The organism is Planctomonas psychrotolerans, from assembly GCF_008642235.1.
Classification (GTDB): domain Bacteria; phylum Actinomycetota; class Actinomycetes; order Actinomycetales; family Microbacteriaceae; genus Planctomonas; species Planctomonas psychrotolerans.
Map to the genome: position 1 here is coordinate 2,297,117 of NZ_SJEV01000001.1, position 17,996 is coordinate 2,315,112.

Below are 17,996 nucleotides of genomic sequence, written 5' to 3' on the forward strand. Positions count from 1 at the left end.
AACCGGGAACCGGTGACCCGGGATGCAACGCGCATCCGTAATGACGAGCCGGCCGTGGTGGAGTACTCCCCTTGATGACTCCAGCCTAGGGGATGTCGCCGTGCGTTCCTGAACAGGTGGCTGGGCTTCATGGTGGGGTGGCGTCCCGTGTTGGGTGGACCCCGCGGCGTCAGACGTCAGTTCACCGATGTGGAGGCGGGGCCGGGTTCCGAGCGAGGCCCCGAAATCTGGTCGATCAGCGCTCGGATGGACACATACGCCCGCAACTCGGTGATGCCGGCCTCGGTCACGTCGTAGAACACCGTGTACGGCAGTCGGACGCGGCTGCCGGACGCCGGCACACCGCCGAAGTCTCCGATATGCGTGCCGACGAAGACCATCTCTACGGCGGCGACGCCGTCACCCACGGCAAGGTGCCGCATCTCGGGGTGCGCATCGAACATGCGAGTGTGCAGCGCCACGATGAAACTGCGGACAGCATCCCTCCCGCGCATGGTGTCGCCCGTCTCCATGGTCGTCCAGAGGATGTCGGGGGCGTAGTACTGAGCGAAATCCCCGCCGTTGAGGAGGGCTTCGAAGTAGGCGTTCATGAGTTGCGTGGTTTCATCGCGAGACATTGCTCGCCCCTTTCACGGGGTCATCTGCGTGAGAAGGAAGAAGCGCCGTGAGAGCGCCGTGGCCGACCGAGCCGGGAAGACGATCGCCGCTGACGTTGCGCGAAGCGGTCGACCCGGCTGCCATCGGGACGTGGACATGCGTCCGCGTGAATGGCCTTCGTGAAGAGCGGTCGTCGACACCGGCTCGGGGCGTCGTCGAGAGAGGTATCGGGTGATCTTCTCGCGCTGCACGGTACTCCCGCGTCGACTGGTTCCCCGGTCATCGATGACCGATAGGGCGCCAGAATACACCCGCCGTGATGTGGCCTGAAGGGACGTGTTCACGTCGTCTTTGCGCCGCCGAATCCATCAGTTGAAGCGGGTCTGGGCACCCGGTTCCGCCTAACGGGTCGGCGGGGGAGCGGTGGACTCGCGCGGCACGAGCACGGCGGGGAGCACGCGACGTTCCAGGCGCTCGCCGGTCTCGATGTGGTGGCGGATCATGTCGAATGACTCCGTGCCGAGGGTGTGGAAGTCCATGTAGATCGACGACAGCGGCGGCTCGAAAAAAGCGGCGTCGGGCATGTCGTCGACCCCGATGATCGAGTAATCCAGCGGTGCCGCGTATCCGCGTGTGCGCATCGCACGGAGGAAGCCGAGCGCGATCTGGTCGTTACCGGCGAACACCCCCGTGAAGGCATCCGGGTCGGCGGCCAGACCGGCGGCGAAGCCGGCCTCCGCGGACCAGCCCGAGCCGCCCACGATGTCGAGCGGCGCGAGATCCGCCTCGCGGAGCGCATCCTCATAGCCCCGCACGCGCTCGTACGTCTCGTTCAATCGGGGTGGTCCGCCCACGTGCAGGATGCGGGTGTGCCCCAGTTCGATCAGGTGTCGCGTAGCAAGGTAACCCGCCTGATGAGAATCGACGGTGGCGGAGTCGACGCTCAGCTGTGTCCGACCGGAGATCGTGAGCACCGGAAGGGTCTCCCAGATCCGTTCGAACAGGGCCTCGGAGTCCTGATCTGAGGTGGCGAGGAGGATCCCGTCCACCTGGAACGACTGCAGGTTGTCCAGCGCCCGCTGCGCCTCCGCCATCGCCCCCGGGTCGCTGGGTGCCGCCTCGATCTGGGCGATCGCGAGGGAGTAGTCGGTAGCCCGGGCTGCGGCACTGAGACCGGCGAGGAGGGTCGCCATGCCGTAGTTCAGCTCGCCTATGGCCATCACGCCGATGGTGCGGGTGTGATTGGCGCGCAGATTTCGGGCCACGAGATTCGGGCGGAAGTTGAGTGCGGCGACCGCCGCCTCGATGCGCTCGCGCGCATCCGCGCTTACATAGCTCGTGCCGGTGAAATAGCGCGACACCGTCTGCGCGGAGACGCCGGCGAGCCGGCCGACGTCGGCCATGCTCGCGCGAGCGCGCACGGGACGCCTCGGCGTCTTCGACGTCGCACTCACGGTCGTCCTCCCTTGCCGCGCGACGGGGTACCGCGACGGGTGCATCAGCCTAACCGAGCCGTCCGTCGCGCTTGACCAGTACCGATTCCGGCCGCGTTCGCACAATGTGTGATCGATAACTTGACACCAATGTGTGATCGCTAACATAATCCAACGAGCGCGACTTCGCGCTTCCAACATCGGCGTTGACCTGGGCGACGCCGCACAGCGAAAGGACGCGAAGATGCGTGCACATTCGAAGGCCGCGGCACTGCTCGTGAGCGCCGTCACCGTGGCGGGACTGGCCGGCTGCGCCGGCGGAGGCTCGGACAGCGGCAAGACCGAGGTGACCTGGTTCAAGCTCACCGAGACGGCGGAGACCGCCAACGCCACGATCAAGGAGGTCATCGCCGACTTCGAGGAGGCGAACCCCGACATCGACATCGTGCTGGAGGAGCGGTCCACCGACGCGCACAAGGATGCGCTCCGCACCACGCTCGGCACCAGCGGCGCCCCGGACATCTTCTTCTCCTGGGCGGGCCCTGGACTCGGTGGCGAGTTCATCGAGGCGGGAGCGAGCCTCGACCTCGCCGAGTACTACGAGGAGTACGGCTGGGAGGAGCGCTTCTCGGAGGCCGCCATGGGCACGGTCACCCAGTACGGCGGCTACGACGGCGTGCCGTACACCCAGCGCGGTGAGGCGCTGTTCTACAACAAGGAGCTCTTCGCCGAAGCGGGGATCGACGCGGCGCCCACCAGCTACGACGAGCTCGTGGCCGCGGCCGAGAAGCTCACTGCCGCGGGCATCACGCCCATCCAGTTCGGCGGCACCGTGAACTGGCACGTGATGCGCCTGCTCGACAGCATCCTCGAGACCAAGTGCGGTGAGGACGGCTACCAGGCCCTCGTCTCCGGCGAGGCCAGTTGGGCGGACGAGGAGTGCGTCACCGAGACGTTCACCGAGTTCCAGACGTGGACGAGCGAGTACCTCAATCCCGGCTTCATCTCCATCAACAACGACGAGTCGAGCGCCCTCTTCTTCGGCGGGGAGGCCGCGATGGCCCTCGAGGGCGACTGGTTCAACCAGTCCGTGCGCGACAACGGTATGGACGAGGCGTCGGTCGGCGTCTTCCCGTTCCCCACCGGCACGGGACGCATCTACGGCTTCAACGAGAACAACTACATCTCGGCCAACTCGGAGCACCCGGACGAGGCCGCCAAGTTCCTCGACTACATCACCTCGGAGGAGGCGCAGGAGAAGCTGATCGACGCGTTCGGTAGCCAGTCGGTGAACGTGAACGTGAAGCCGGAGGGCGGCAGCGAGCTCGACCAGGCGTGGACGCCGATCTTCGAGAACGCGACCGGCGTGTACATGAACAACGACCAGAACCTGTCGCTGGCACAGACCACGGAGTACTGGCGCATCCAGAACCTGGTCGCCACCGGGCAGCTCGACCCCGAGGATGCCGGCGCCGAGTTCCAGAAATTCATCGACCAGTCCTAGCGCACTCCGCAGTTCCCGGTCGGGGCGGCGGCTCACCGTCGCCCCGACCCATCTGATCCGCTCGTCGTTCCGTCAAGGAGAGCAGTATGTCCACTTCCACCGCGCCGCCGCGCCCCCGGAGCACCTCCGGGTCACGGGCCCAGCGCAGAGCGGCGAAGGTCTCGAAGACGGGGTTCATCGCGGCGCTGCCGTTCCTCGCACCGGCCCTCGCCGCGTACCTCGTCTTCGTCGTCGGGCCGATGATCGAGTCGGTCCGAATCAGCTTCTTCGAGTGGTCCGGCTTCCAGGGAGCCCCGCAGGAGTTCGTCGGGTTCAAGAATTACGTACGCATCTTCACGCAGGACCCGGTGTTCTGGACGGCCCTGTCGAACACCATCATCTGGGTGCTGCTGTCGCTGGTCATCCCGGTCGCTCTCGGCCTCACCCTGGCCGTCGCGCTCAACCGCCCGCTGTTCGGCCGGAACGCGTTCCGGTCGCTCTTCTACATTCCGGGCGTGCTGGCCCCGATCGCCATCGCCAACATGTGGCGCTGGATGTACAACCCGAACTTCGGGGTCGGAGCGACGCTCGCCGAACTGTTCAACCTCCCGTGGCTCGGCGAGATCCAGTGGCTGGGTGATCAGAGGCTCGCGCTCTACTCGATCTTCGCCGCCTTCGTGTGGCAGATCGCTGGAACCAACATGGTGCTGTTCCTCGCGGGCCTGCAGTCGGTGGTGCCGGAGCACATCGAGGCGGCCAAGCTCGACGGCGCAAGCGGATGGCAGATCTTCCGCAACGTGACCTTCCCGGCTCTCCGCCCCATCACGGTGATCGTGGTCGTGCTCACCATCATCAACTCGATCAAGGTCTTCGACCTGATCGTCGGGATGACCGGTGGTGGCCCGGCGCAGAAGACGCAGGTGCTCGCGCTCTGGTCGTTCACCCAGTCCTTCGGCAATAACGAATACGGCATGGGCAACGCCATCGCCACCGTGCTGCTCATCATCACCCTGATCATCGTCGTGCCCTACATGGTCTGGACTGCCCGGCAGGAGAAGAACTCGTGAGTCTCTCAACCGTCCCTCCCGCGGCCGTCCCGGCCGCCGCCCCGAAGCCCCGGCGCAAGGCGCGCTTCGGATCGGGAAAACACGACTACGTGCGCGCCGGTCTGTGGATCGCGCTGCTCTTCGCGGTCTTCATCTGGACCATCCCGCTAATCTTCATGATCTTCACCTCGCTGAAGAGCGAGGCGGACATCTTCGGGACCCCCGCGTTCGTGCCGCCGTGGAACCCGGAGTGGGGCAACTACGTGTCGGCGCTCGACCGCGGCAACCTGCTCAACGCGGGGGCGAACAGCTTGATCATCGCCGTCTTCAAGGTGCCGATCGGCCTGCTCATCTCGGCGGCGGCAGCGTTCGCCCTTGCGCGCCTCAAGTTCCGCCGCCAGCGGCTGCTCATGGGCGTGATCGCCATGGGCGCGATGGTGCCCATCCAGGTCGCGATCGCCCCGCTGTTCCAGGTGATCATGGGGCTCAACCTGCTGAGCACCCACGTCGGCGTGATCCTGCCCTACATCGCATTCGGACTGCCGTACCAGACCTTCATCATGTACGGCTTCTTCCGGGCGATTCCGGTGGAGATCGACGAGAGCGCGAGGATGGACGGCGCCGGCAACTGGCGCCTGTTCCTGCAGATCATCCTACCGCTGTCACTGCCGGCGCTCGCCGCCCTGTTCATCCTCGACTTCGTCGCCACCTGGAACGAGTACTCGATCGCCCTGGCGCTGCTGCAGAGCCAGGACTCGTGGACCATCCCGCTCGCCATCCAGGGCTTCCAGTCCCAGTTCACCAGTTCCTATGGACCCTTGAACGCGTTCACCATCATGTCGGTCTTCCCCGTGCTGATCGTGTACCTCATGTTCCAGCGCTACTTCGTCGAGGGCGCCTTCGCCGGCGCCGTGAAAGGCTGACCCGTGTCTGCTCCTCCCATCGCTCCCGCACTCCCCGCTTTCGGCGCATCCACCCCGCTCTTCGAGGTGCTCCGCGACCCGCGAGGACGCGACGTGGTGTCCCGGCATCTCCCCGAGCTGGTGCATTCGTCGATCCTGCATACGTTGCACAGCTTCCCCATCGGATTGGTGGTGGAGACGGAGTCGAGCCTCGAGCACGATCCCGACACCCGCGCCGCGCTCCTTGCCGAGCTGCGGGCGATCGATCGCGGAACCGAGGCCGTGCTACCCGAGCCTGAGGCGTACGTCGCCCCCTCCGAGGACTACGAGGATGAGTCCGTGGGTGTCGGGTCGGCACCCGCATCGTGGACCGAAACCGTGCCGCAATACGGCCGGTTCGAGCTGCGACTCGATGGTCCGTCGGCGGGAAACCCGTTCCTCGACGTCGATCTCACGGCCCTTCTCGACGGCCCCGGGGGATCGGCGGTCGCGCCGGGATTTTACGACGGCGAGGGCGTCTTCCGGCTGCGGTTCCTGCCCCAACAGCGCGGCACGTACACCTTCCGCACATCCAGCAACGCCCGGTCCCTCGACGGGATCACGGGATTCTTCGAGGTGACCGAACCGGGTGCCTCGTCGCACGGTCCGGTCCGCGTCGCCGACACGTTCCACTTCGCGCACGCCGATGGCACCCGTCACCGGCCCATCGGAACGACGTCCTACGCATGGACCCACCAGCCCGAGGATGTGCAGCTCCGCACGCTCGAGTCGCTGGCCGATGGCCCGTTCACCAAGATGCGCATGTGCGTGTTCCCCAAGTCCTACCTCTTCAACGAGAACGAGCCGGACCTGTATCCGTTCGAGGGCTCGCCGGAGGCGGGCTTCGACTTCCAGCGGCCTGCGCCGCGCTACTGGGCGCACCTCGAGCGTCGCATCGAGCAGCTCGACGAACTCGGGATCGAGGCGGACCTCATCCTCTTCCACGCCTACGACCGGTGGGGCTTCGCGACGATGGACCCGGTGGCCGACGACCGATACGTGAAGTACGCGGTCGCTCGGCTCGCGTCATTCGCCAACGTGTGGTGGTCGCTCGCCAACGAGTACGATCTGCTCTTCGGCAAGTCGACGGACGACTGGGAGCGCTTCGCCCGGATCGTGCAGGACAACGATCCGGTCGGTCACCTGCTGTCGATCCACAACTGCCGTGCGTTCTACGACCAGACTCGGCCCTGGATCAGCCACGCCAGCGTGCAACGCCAGGACATCTACAAGACCGCAGAGAACACCACGGAATGGCGCGCCGCCTGGTCGAAGCCGGTGGTCGTGGATGAGTGCGCGTACGAGGGCAACATCGACCAGGGCTGGGGCAACATCACCGGGGAGGAGATGACCCGGCGCTTCTGGGAGGGAGCGGTGCGCGGCGGCTACGTGGGCCACGGCGAGACGTACGTGCACCCCGATGACCTGCTGTGGTGGGCCAAGGGCGGAACTCTGCACGGCTCATCGCCGGCACGCATCGACTTCCTGCACTCCATCCTCGCGGAGGGGCCCGACGTGCTCGAGCCCGCGCCCCTGGACTGGGATGTGCCGCGGGCTGGCGTCGAGGGGGAGTACTACCTGTACTACTTCGGCTTCAACCAGCCCACGTATCGGCGGTTCCTGCTGGACCCGTCGACCGAGTACACGGTCGATGTGATCGACACGTGGGACATGACGGTGACGTGCCTCGAGGGCACGTACTCGGGCCGGTTCCGCATCGATCTGCCGGGCAAGCAGTTCCTCGCGGTGCGACTGCAGGCGGTGCGCTAGCGTCCGCCTGTCCCTGCGTTCGTCGAAGGGGCGTTGCCGTCGGGGATGCGTGCGTCGCTTCGACAGGCTCAGCGACCGTGTGGCGACCATTACGGTCCCTGAGCTTGTCGAAGGGGCAGGACCGTCTCGATGTGGTTGCGCCGCTTCGACGGGCTCAGCGACCGTGGACTTTGCGTCGCTTCGACAGGCTCAGCGACCGTGAATGAGGGGCCCATACGGTCCCTGAGCTTGTCGAAGGGGCGTTGCGGTCGGGGTGCGTGCGTCGCTTCGACAGGCTCAGCGGCCGTGAATGACGGGCCCATACGGTCCCTGAGCTTGTCGAAGGGGCAGGACCGTCTCGGTGTGGTGGCGTCGCTTCGACGGGCTCAGCGACCGTGAATGTTGCGTCGCTTCGACAGGCTCAGCGGCCGTGGATGACGGGCCCGTACGGTCCCTGAGCTTGTCGAAGGGGCAGGACCGTCTCGGTGTGGTGGCGTCGCTTCGACAGGCTCAGCGACCGTGAATGAGGGGCCCGTACGGTCCCTGTGCTTGTCGAAGGGGCAGCACCGTCTCGGTGTGGTGGCGTCGCTTCGACAGGCTCAGCGGCCGTGAATGACGGGCCCAAACGGTCCCTGAGCTTGTCGAAGGGGCGTTGCGGTCGGGGTGCGTGCGTCGCTTCGACAGGCTCAGCGACCGTGAAGGTCGGGGGCGCGGCGCATGACGACGCGCGGGAAGCCGCCGGACACCGAGTCGGTGTCCGCGACCTTGGTGAACCCCGCGCGCTCGAACATGGCGCGCGTGCCGACGAATGCCATGGTCTGGTCGACCTTCTCCCCGGCGTTGTCCACGGGATAGCATTCGATCGCCTCGGCGCCCGAAGCCCGGGCGTAGTCGACCGCACCCTCGATGAGGGCCGCGGTCACGCCCTGCTTGCGGAATCCGGGCCGCACCCGGATGCACCAGATCGACCACGCCGGGATGTCGTCCACGTAGGGGATCTTGCGCGAGTTCGCGATCGGATGCAGTTCGGAGCGCGGTGCGACTCCGGCCCAGCCGACCACCTCGTCGTCGATGTAGGCGAGCACTCCCGGTGCGATGTCCCGCGCGCAGAGGTCCCGCACCTTGTTCGCCCGATCGATGCCCGCGAGCGAGCGGTTCTCCTTCGAACTCAACCGCCACGACAGGCACCAGCACACCGAGGACTCGGGCTTCTTCGGTCCGAGCATGGTGGCCATGCCGTCGAAGTCGTGCGCCGGTCGAACCTCGATCATGCGTCCCTCCTCCCGCCTTTGGGCCGTCGTGAGCGCCTCGTCGGAGGCGAGGTGGTGTTTCCGGCCGCCCGCGTGTCCATCGTGCCACCGCGCGCCGCGACGCGGAAAGGCGATTCCCGCCGAACGTATGCGGCGGTGGGACAATGGGCGCATGACGCTGCACATCACCGGAGACGACGCGGCCGATGCCCTGCTCAGCGACGATCCCTTCGCCCTGCTCGTGGGCATGCTGCTCGACCAGCAGATCGCGATGGAGACGGCGTTCGCGGGCCCCGCCAAGATCCTCGAGCGCCTCGGCAGCATCGACCCGGCGACCATCGCCGCGCAGGATGCCGACACGTTCGTCGTGGTGTTCCGCACGCCGCCGGCCGTGCACCGCTTTCCGGGGTCGATGGCCGGACGCGTGCAGACCCTCGCCGACGTGGTCGCGCGCGAGTGGAACGGCGACGCGTCGGCGATCTGGACATCCGGCTCACCGGACGGTGCCGAGATCCTGCGGCGACTGAAGGCACTGCCCGGATTCGGCGACCAGAAGGCCCGGATCTTCCTCGCCCTGCTCGGCAAGCGTTTCGATCTGTCGGCACCCGGCTGGCGTGAGGCTTCCGCGCCCTACGGAGAGGAGGATGCGTACCGTTCGGTCGCCGATATCGTCGACGCCGACTCGCTGACCCGCGTGCGAGAGACGAAGCGTGCCGCGAAGGCCGCGGCGAAGAAGGTCGCCGACGCGTAGGCCCGAAGATGTAGGTCCGAACGCGTAGGTGCGACAATGCACCGGCGCATCTTCGGGTGACTAGCGCGCTCGAGTCACGTCGCGTACGAAATCGGCCACGGCATCCGCGATCAGGGCGGCGACGTCCCGGGCGGTCAGCGTCGACGACGCGAGGACCTCGAGGCTGTGGTCGGCGCCGGTCACCTCCATCACCCGGATGCCGCGCTCGATCGCCGCTTCGGCTCGGGCTACGCCGCCGGTTGCCGCGGCGCTCGCCACCATGATGTCCGAGGCGAGGTCAGCGGCGGTACCGAACGTGTCCCGGTCGCCCTGCAGTACGAGCACCGGCACGCCGGGGAAGAGCAGTTCGTCGAGGCGGGACTTCTCCGGCCGGCCGGGCGGATGCAGCGGGAACGACAGGCAGACCACGCCCGCGGTGTCCACATTCGACGCGGTGCGGCAGGCGACGCGCGCGCCCGCACTGCGCCCGCCGATCACCAGCGGCAGGTCGGGAACCAGACCGGCCACGGCGGGTGCCGCTTCGAGCCAGGCGACATCGAGCGTGGCCGGTCGGGGCGCGATCCGGCGCCCGGCGGTGCGCCACGGTTGTTCGTAGCGCAGCACGGTGACCCCACGGGCGGGCAGTCGGGCGGCGAGCGCGGCGAGGTCGGGGGAGTCCACGCCGCCGCCCGCGCCATGGCCGAGCCACAGCGCGGCGCGGGGCTCGGCGGCCTCGTCGACGACGAGGCGCGAGGGGCCGAGCGATGTCGGCACGGGAACATCCACCCGCACACGCTACCCGGGACGCGCACCGCCCACCCGGTCAGGAGGTCGACGGTCACCGCCCACACCGTCGTCGCCCGGATTTCCTGCCGTCGCCCGAGGTACGACCCTGGCGACGGCGCTGCCACACCGGGCGACGAGGGTACGCGAACGGGCCACCCGGACGGTGGGATTCAGACGGTGGGGTCTAGGGGAGAAGACCCGTCGCGTCCAGTTCGGCGTAGAGCGCCGGGTGCAACGTCTCGGCGTAGGTAGCCGTCATGTGGTTGTCGTCGCGATACACGAGCACGTCGCCGATGATCGGCGCGCACCGCGATGCCGGACAGATGAGGTGGTTGAGGTCGAGAAGGGGCACCGAGCCCACCCTCGCGGCGGCCATCCGCTCCGCGTCGCCCTGCCGGTCGAGCGCCACGGAGCGGTCGACGGCGCAGGCAGTGAGCGTCGTTTCGTTGACGGCCACGCAGTCGGGCACGTTCACGCCGACGAACGGCGTGTCGACCAGCGCGACCACCGGCACGCCGACGTCCTCCAGTCGTTGCCACGCCTCCGCGAGACCGGACGCGAACGGGGCCAGCTCGGTGGACGGCTGACCGTCCACCAGCGTGGGCTGAAGCATGTTGCTGGTGACCACCAGATCCGGCTTGTCCGGCCCGGTGAGGATGTCGTCGAGCGCCGAGTTCCAGGCGATGCACTCGCGATAGGACGTGTACACCGTGTCCTTCGCGATGAGGACGGCCGTGCCGACCGCACATCTCGACTTGGTGTACGTGGTCAGCTTCCAGCCACGGTCTTCGGCGATGCGCCGCAGGGCGGGAACCCACTGCGCGGCGTGCGAGTCGCCGACGAGGGCGACGGAGAACCCGCCCAGCGGATCGCCGTAGGTGCAGCCGATCGCGCGTGTCTCGAGCTGGCTCACGTGGCATCCGTCGGAGTACACCGAGGGATTGTCGCCGCTCGCGTCGATCGCGGTGGGGGTGTACGCCTCTACCGTGTCGGTCGGCTCTCCCGCGGTCGGATCGAGCGCCAGGGCGGCAGCACCACGCCCCGGCACGGCATCCGTCGAGGGGAATGCCGTCGACTCCCCGTCCGGCGCATCGGAGGGCGCCGACGCCTCCGTCGCGTCCGTGGCGGCAGCTCGGGCGTGCGGATCGGGAGCCGCCACCATCACCAGCCCGGCGAGCATCCCGACCACCACGAGCGCGGCGCCCGCCGACAGCGCGGCGGTGCGCTGGGAACGGGTGTCGAGCGGCCGGCTCCCGAGCGGACGCTCCACGAAGCGATAGCTCAGGTCCGCGGGCACCAGGGACGCCAGCACCACGAGCAGGCCGAGGAGCACCCCCGGTTCACCGAACAGCACGCCGGCGAAGATGAGGAACGGCCAGTGCCAGAGGTACAGCGAGTACGACCGGTCCCCGATCCAGGTGAGCGGCCGGGAGGCCAGCAGCCGGCCGACACCGCTGTTCCCGATACGCGTGCCGGACGCGAGGATGGCGGCCGCGCCGAGCGTCGGAAGGGCCGCGGCGACGCCCGGGAACGGGGTGCCGGAATCGTACAGGCCGGCGGCCGCGAGCACCGCGACGAGCCCGGCCCACCCCAGCACGCGGGCGAGCCGGACGGGCATCCGCGCCACCGACCCGGCTGCGACGGCGAGGAGAGCGCCCACGCCGAGCTCCCACAGGCGGGTCGTCGTGACGAAGTACGCGGGGCCCGGCGCGACCACCGTGTAGTGCACCGACCACGCGAACGACGCGATCGTGAGGGAAAGGATGAACGCCAGCGCCCAGCGCCTCGGGGAGCCGCTGGGCTCGCGTCCGCCGCGCATACCGATTCGGCGCTCGCCGAACCGCCGCTCGCCGAACCGCTTTCCGCCGATCCCAAGCGCGAGGCAGAGCAGCAGCGGCCACACCAGGTAGAACTGCTCCTCCACGGCGAGCGTCCAGAAGTGCTGCACGGGACTCTCCGCCGAGTCGGCCGCGAGATAATCCACGGAGTCGGCGGCGAAGATCCAGTTCACCGCCGAAAGCGCGCTGGCCGTGATGTGCCAGCCGGTGTCGTCCCATCGCGTGCGGGGCAGCACCAGCATGGCGAGCACGGCCGTCGTCACGAGCACCAGCGCGGCGGCGGGCAGGATGCGGCGGGCGCGGCGGGCGTAGAAGCCGGGGAGCGAGATCCGGCCCGTCGCAGCGGCCTCGCGCAGCACCAGGCCGGTGATGAGGAATCCGCTGATCACGAAGAAGACGTCGACGCCGACGAAGCCGCCCGGCAGGAACGGGAGTCCGGCGTGGTACAGCAGCACGAGCAGAACGGCTACGGCGCGAAGCCCCTGCACGTCGGCGCGATGCGCTCGGCGTGACGCGCCTCGGTCGGTGCGATGCCCGCCCGCGTTCGACGAGCCGGCCCGGTGGTGGGCGGGTGCGTCGTCGACGACGGGAATCACGAGGTACTTCTCCTACTGGCTCACCCCGAGAGTGCGGGAGCGGCGCCAGCCGAGTCCACCGTCGAGGCTCACCCAGCAGCGTACCGGTCGTCGGCGCCGTCCCCGCCCCCTGATTCCGGGACTAGCGGCGCAGGATGCGACGCGCGGCGTCGGCGGCGCGGTGCTGCCACGGCTCGCGGAAGTTCGGGTCACCGCCCGCGCCGAAGAAGTCACGGGTGTCGGTCACGTACACCGGCAACCCGGTGAGCTCGTGAATGCGCTTGCCCTGGTCCCGCTCGCTCTCGATGAACAGCTCGTTGCCGGAGGCGGCGTACGCGGCGGCCTTGTGGGTCGCGTGCGCGCCCAGTCGGCGCCGCTCCGCCGCCGTCGGCAGGTCGAGCATGATCAGCTCGCCGTACTCGACGCCATGGCGGGCCAGCCACTCCTCGGTCTCCGGTCGGTACTTCTCGAGCCGCGAGGTGACCAGCGAGTGCACCTTGAAGGACGGCCGGTAACGCAGCTCGGTGTCGGAGAGGAAGCGACGGTAGCGCGGACCGTCGTCGTTGTCGCGATCGGCAGGATCGGGGCAGAGCACCCCGTCGATGTCCATGCAGGCCCGCGACAGCATCCGCGGGTGGTTCAGGATGTTCCACTCGAACGCGCGCGGATGGGGGAGCACCTCGGCGAACGTGTCCACGAACGGACGGGCCGATGCGGTGATGTACACCGCGCCGTACAGGACGCTGGCACTGTCCTTGCCCGCGGCGCGCACGGCCGCCTTCACCCGGTCCATCTCCTGACCGGTGTGCGACGTGTCATCCACGAGAAGCGTTATTCCGGAGGCTGCGCCGGTGGCGCGCCGAAAACCGCCCCAGGGCTCCGCGCCGCTCAGGTAGGTGGTCAGATCGCAGAGCGGGCGGTGCATGTGCAGGCTGAGCAAGCTGGCCGCGAGGAGCCCGCTACGGGGAATCCCCACGATCAGCTCCACATTCTGGGGGAGATCGCGCGACCAGCGGATGACCGACTGGTTGAGCTCGTGCACGCTCCGGTAGTTGAGTTCTCTGCGCTTCATAGGTCCTGCCTGCTCGCTCCAGGGCATGCGGATGCCGCCGGGCTCCCCGCAATCTACAGGGCGGGAAGTGATGTTCGGACGACAACATGTCGGGGATGTCCCCCAAATAGGTTACTAGCGCGTAAACTCTTCTCCGTGGCGTGTTCGATCGCCTCTCGGTCTCCTAGTCTGGCCGTGGGCGGTGGGAATCCCTCTTACCCGCGGGATATCGGTCGACAGACCGTCACTACATCGCCCTCGAAGCTGGCGCTTCGTCAATAGAGCCGGTCGCCAGCTGTTCGGTACTCCGTGCCGAATCTCGCATCCCCCGATGCATAAGCACTAATCGCGCGCCTGACGCGCGAGCCCGACGCTGCGCTCACTATGTGTAGAGAGGCCAGTTCCGCATGTCAGTACTCGACAAGACAGACCGCGACGTCGCCCCGTTCTCGCCCGAATCGTGGAGCCTGACGCACACCCAGGACGCCCCGGGATACCGCCCGGAGGATGCGCGACCCGCGAATCCCGGAATCCTGCACGTGGTGGAGAGCTTCGCGGGCGGTGTCGCCGCGGCCGTGCATGACTACGTGCGGAGCACGCCGCATCTCGAGCACCACCTTCTTTACGCGACTCGCGCTGACGCCCCACTGTCGGAGACCGCTCTGCTCGGCTTCGACTCGGTGGAGGAGTTCGAACGCAATCACTTCAAGCGCGTCCGTCAGGTGCGGCGCGTGGCGAAGGCCCGCCGCTGCGACGTGGTGCACGCGCACTCCAGCCTGGGCGGGGCGTACACCCGCGTCGCCGTCTCCAAGTCGGAAGTGACCATCGCGTACACGCCGCACTGCTATTCCTACGAGCGCGAGGACCTGTCCGGTCCGAAGCGTGCCGCATACCGTGCTATCGAGTGGATGCTCGCGTGGAACACGTCCGTGTTCGCCGCGTGCTCACCGCGTGAGGCCGAACTCTCCCGTCGGTCCATGCCGTCGAACTCGGTCGTCTACGTTCCGCACGTGAAGCCGCGGGGTCGCGGCCACACGCGCCGCAACTCTCCGGTGCGCACCGTGCTGGCATCCGGTCGCCTCGGCGCCCAGAAGGACCCGGAGTTCTTCGCCCAGCTGTCCGAGACGGTTCAAGCCACGAGGGACGACATCGACTTCGTCTGGGTCGGCGGTGGGGACCAGGAGATCGTCGACCGTCTGCGTGCCGCCGGAGTGCGTGTCACCGGGTGGCTCGACCGCCGAGCGGTGTTGCGCGAGATGGCGGCCGCCGACCTCTACGTGCACGTCGCGAAGTGGGAGGGCTACCCCGTCACGATCCTGGAGGCCGTGTCCGCGGGACTGCCCGTGATCGTGCGCGACGCCCCCTCGATGGAGTACTTCCCCGAGGAGGCGCGCGTCGATTCCCTCGACGCGGCCGCCCGGATGATCTCCGTGATGGACGACGCGAGCGTTCGGTCCCTTCAGCACGCCAAGTGGGCGGAGTGGACCGCGATGAACAACACCGCGAACCAGCTCGAGGCCCTGAACTCGGCCTACGCCGCGTGACCGGGATGCCCCGTGTCGGGCGTCTCCCTGCGTCTCCTGTCGCCTGAGCGACCCGGGAACTCTGCCGCATTCAGCGACCGAGAGATCCACTGTGCTCCTCGACCGTTGGTGAGCAACCGATAGGGCCACCTCCTCGGAGGGGGACGAGCATGCGGCCCCGTGGGAACGGCCGACAGCTCGGGCGCCTGAGACGTGCCGGCACTGGGGCACGGCGACGCCCCCGGACTGGGGACGGGGCGACGCTCGTTCGCCCCCGAAGTGGGTGAGTCGCGGTCGGTCGGAACCGCCCGGCGCTGACATAGGCTCCGAGAGAACACACGAATACGCGCGGTCGAGGCGGGGGCCGGAACCGCGCGGAAATTGCTCGGCGAACACGCCAGAGCATCCCTGGGGGGGGGCGGATACTGTGGCGCGTGCGCGACGAAACAATTCCAGAACGGTTCTACTGTCGGCCATCGGGCTGGTGGTCGCGATCGCATCGCAGGGGGTCGCCACGCCGGCTTTCGCCGCCCAGGCACCGCGGGTGCTGGTGGTCGATCAGGCGCGAACGCCCGGCACCTATCCGACCATCCAGTCGGCTCTCGACAACGCGAAGACGCCCGGCGACCGGGTGGTGATCCGCGACGGACGGTACGCCGAGAACATCGTGCTGCGTCGGGGCGGGGCACGTTCCGCGCCCATCACGGTCACGGCCGAGGGCTCCAACGCCGTTCTGGCCGGCACCGTGACCGTCACCGCGGCGCACACCGCGCTGTCGAACCTCACCCTCGCCGGACAGACGCGCCACGGCGCCACCGCGGCCACGGCCGTCACCGTCAACGCACCGCACGCCCGCATCACCGGGCTTCGCATCGACTCCTACCGGGGCTGGGGCATCCGTTTCGATGCCAAAAAGGCGACCGACGGCTATGCGGCGTCGAACCGGATCACGAATTCCGCGGGCGGGATGCAGCTCGCCGAACGTGGAGTGGCCGAGTTCAACGACATCGTACGAATCAACGTGCACGGCGACGCCAGCATGCCGGGCGACGCCTTCCGCGTGTTCGGCTCGAACGTGGTGATCCGCGGCAACTCCCTGTCCGGCACCAGCAAGAAGGAGACGTATCTCGCCCACGTCGACGCCATCCAGTCCTGGGATGACGTGAAGATCCCCGTGCGGAACGTGCTGGTCGAGAACAATCGCTTCGCCGGATGGTTTCACCAGGGCATCATGCTCGAGAACGACGCGCACCCGCGCAAGGCCTACATCTCCGACTGGACCGTGCGCAACAACGTGTTCTCGGGCTTCGAGTCGTGGGGCGTGCTCGCCGGCAAGAAGAACGGCGGCATACCCCGCATGACCGTGGTGAACAACGTTTTCGCCGGGTCGCTGGACAGGGGTTACCACGGAATCGCCTTCATCGGCGCCGGTGGCTCCGGTTCGGTGCACAACAACGTGATCACCGGTCTGACCCAGTCGAGCTACTTCGCCAGTGAGCGAGCGACCATGTCCGCGACGCACAACCTCGTCTTCCGGGCACCCTTGCCCAGGCCGGCGGTGCGGAGCAACGTGCTCGCCGATCCGCTGTTCTCGGACGTCGCGTCGGGAAACTTCCGGCTGCGTGCCGGATCCCCAGCCATCGACGCCGGAGTGGCGCTCGGCCTCGCATTCGATGCGGACGGACTGTCACGCTCCACAGGACGCGTTTCCGACATCGGTCCGTTCGAGTTCAGGTCGTCGGCCCCGGCCGCACCCGCACCCGCACCGGCTCCGGCTCCGGCTCCGGCGGTCCAGGCTCCGGCGGCCTCGACTCCGGCAACGGTACCCCCGGCTCCGGCAGCCCCGGCTCCGGCAGTTCCGGCTCCGGCAGTTCCGGCTCCGACAGCTCCGGCACCGGTCGCGCCCGCCCCGGCCGCTCCCGCAGAACCATCGCTCACCGCACCGGCCGCATCCGAGGCCGCACAGTACGAGTCGGTGCCGGCGTCGGACCGGGTGTCGGGCGCCGACCGCTACGACACCGCGGTCGCGATCTCGCGCGTCGCATTCCCGGAAACCGCCCCCGTCGTCTACGTCGCGAAGGGCAGCGACTACCCGGACGCGCTCGCGGCCGGGCCCGCCGCGGTGAAGGAGGGCGGCCCGGTGCTGCTCACGGCGGGTGGCGCCCTGCCCGACGCGGTGCACGCTCGCATCGCCGAACTCCGACCCGGGAAGATCGTGGTGATCGGCGGCGAGAACGCCGTGTCGTCGGCCGTGTTCGACCGGCTCCGCGCCATCGCCCCGCACACCGTGCGCCTCGGCGGTAACGACCGCTTCGATACCGCGCGGCGAGTCGTGGACTACGCGTTCCCGACCGCACCCCAGGCGTACGTGGCCACAGGCACCAACTTCCCCGACGCGCTCTCCGCGTCATCCGCGGCGGGAGCGGCGGGCGTGCCCGTGCTGCTCGTCAACGGCAAGGCGGACGGCCTCGATGCTGCCACCCGCACCCTGATGGTCGACCTCGGCGTGAAGAAGGTGACGATTGCGGGAGGACCCAGCGTCGTGAGCGCCGGTGTGCACACGGGCCTGTCCTCCGTCGCCAGCGTGCAGCGCACGGCCGGAGCCGACCGCTTCGACACCAGCCGGCTGCTGAATGCGGCCGCGTTCGGGCAGACGAAGCGAGCATTCCTCTCGACGGGAGAGCAATTCCCCGACGCGCTCGCCGGCGCCGCCCTGGCCGGCACGCTGGGTGTGCCGCTCTACATCACGCCGCGCGGATGCGTGCCGGCATCGGTGCGGTCGGCGATCACGGGCCATGGGGTCGGCACCGTCACCCTCCTGGGCGGCGAGGGGGCGCTCGCCCGCGGTGTGGAGCGCCTCACCGCCTGCTGACGAGTCCTGCCCCGGTGAACGTCGGTCGTATTTCCCCACATTCACCTCCCGTTCGACTATGTGCCGTACCGTGGTAGGTCCCTACCATCCACCGCGGCAACGGCGCCACCAGCCACGAACGA

13 protein-coding genes are annotated in these 17,996 nt (G+C 68.4%); 7 read left to right on the top strand and 6 right to left on the bottom strand.

Annotated elements, in window-relative coordinates; all coding sequences use genetic code 11:
- Positions 1-176: 176 nt before the first annotated feature.
- Together EY822_RS10635 and EY822_RS10640 are read right to left on the bottom strand one after the other, a co-directional pair.
- Positions 177-617 (bottom strand): ester cyclase, encoded by a 441-nt coding sequence (locus tag EY822_RS10635; RefSeq protein WP_150308235.1) that lies wholly within the window; start codon positions 615-617, stop codon positions 177-179.
- A gap of 381 nt (positions 618-998) precedes the next feature.
- Positions 999-2,051 (bottom strand): LacI family DNA-binding transcriptional regulator, encoded by a 1,053-nt coding sequence (locus EY822_RS10640; protein ID WP_227497206.1) that lies wholly within the window; start codon positions 2,049-2,051, stop codon positions 999-1,001.
- 223 nt (positions 2,052-2,274) lie between these two features.
- Between EY822_RS10640 and EY822_RS10645 the strand changes: the two genes are divergently transcribed.
- From EY822_RS10645 to EY822_RS10660, 4 genes are all read left to right on the top strand, one after another.
- A complete protein-coding gene (locus EY822_RS10645; protein ID WP_150308237.1) occupies positions 2,275-3,534 on the top strand; it encodes an ABC transporter substrate-binding protein in 1,260 nt (419 codons plus the stop codon).
- 86 nt (positions 3,535-3,620) lie between these two features.
- On the top strand, positions 3,621-4,580 hold the full coding sequence (locus tag EY822_RS10650) for a carbohydrate ABC transporter permease (RefSeq protein WP_150308238.1): 960 nt from the start codon (positions 3,621-3,623) through the stop codon (positions 4,578-4,580).
- Positions 4,577-5,482: a carbohydrate ABC transporter permease gene (locus tag EY822_RS10655; RefSeq protein ID WP_150308239.1), complete on the top strand. Its 906-nt coding sequence runs from the start codon at positions 4,577-4,579 to the stop codon at positions 5,480-5,482. The genes EY822_RS10650 and EY822_RS10655 overlap by 4 nt, the downstream gene beginning before the upstream one ends.
- Positions 5,483-5,485: 3 nt before the next feature.
- The gene (locus tag EY822_RS10660; RefSeq protein WP_227497207.1) at positions 5,486-7,270 is read left to right on the top strand and encodes a DUF5605 domain-containing protein; all 1,785 of its coding nucleotides are present in this window, start codon (positions 5,486-5,488) and stop codon (positions 7,268-7,270) included.
- A gap of 665 nt (positions 7,271-7,935) precedes the next feature.
- Here the strand turns inward: EY822_RS10660 and EY822_RS10665 are convergent.
- A complete protein-coding gene (locus EY822_RS10665) occupies positions 7,936-8,520 on the bottom strand; it encodes a GNAT family N-acetyltransferase (protein ID WP_150308240.1) in 585 nt (194 codons plus the stop codon).
- A 151-nt stretch (positions 8,521-8,671) separates the two neighbouring features.
- Between EY822_RS10665 and EY822_RS10670 the strand changes: the two genes are divergently transcribed.
- Positions 8,672-9,250, top strand: coding sequence for an HhH-GPD-type base excision DNA repair protein (locus EY822_RS10670; protein WP_150308241.1), 579 nt, complete (start codon positions 8,672-8,674; stop codon positions 9,248-9,250).
- A 60-nt stretch (positions 9,251-9,310) separates the two neighbouring features.
- Here EY822_RS10670 and EY822_RS10675 read toward each other — a convergent pair whose 3' ends face one another.
- From EY822_RS10675 to EY822_RS10685, 3 genes are all read right to left on the bottom strand, one after another.
- Entirely contained in the window at positions 9,311-10,015 is a 705-nt protein-coding gene (locus EY822_RS10675; protein WP_150308242.1) for an alpha/beta hydrolase family protein, read from the bottom strand.
- A 184-nt stretch (positions 10,016-10,199) separates the two neighbouring features.
- Positions 10,200-12,449, bottom strand: a complete 2,250-nt coding sequence (locus EY822_RS10680; RefSeq protein ID WP_150308243.1) for an acyltransferase family protein — start codon at positions 12,447-12,449, stop codon at positions 10,200-10,202.
- A gap of 121 nt (positions 12,450-12,570) precedes the next feature.
- Complete coding sequence (locus EY822_RS10685; RefSeq protein WP_150308244.1) at positions 12,571-13,500, bottom strand: phosphoribosyltransferase; 930 nt, start codon at positions 13,498-13,500, stop codon at positions 12,571-12,573.
- A gap of 386 nt (positions 13,501-13,886) precedes the next feature.
- On the opposite strand from EY822_RS10685, the gene EY822_RS10690 reads away from it, so the two are divergent.
- Together EY822_RS10690 and EY822_RS10695 are read left to right on the top strand one after the other, a co-directional pair.
- Entirely contained in the window at positions 13,887-15,023 is a 1,137-nt protein-coding gene (locus EY822_RS10690) for a glycosyltransferase family 4 protein (protein ID WP_150308245.1), read from the top strand.
- A 463-nt stretch (positions 15,024-15,486) separates the two neighbouring features.
- Positions 15,487-17,874, top strand: coding sequence for a cell wall-binding repeat-containing protein (locus tag EY822_RS10695; RefSeq protein ID WP_150308246.1), 2,388 nt, complete (start codon positions 15,487-15,489; stop codon positions 17,872-17,874).
- The last annotated feature ends 122 nt before the right edge of the window (positions 17,875-17,996 follow it).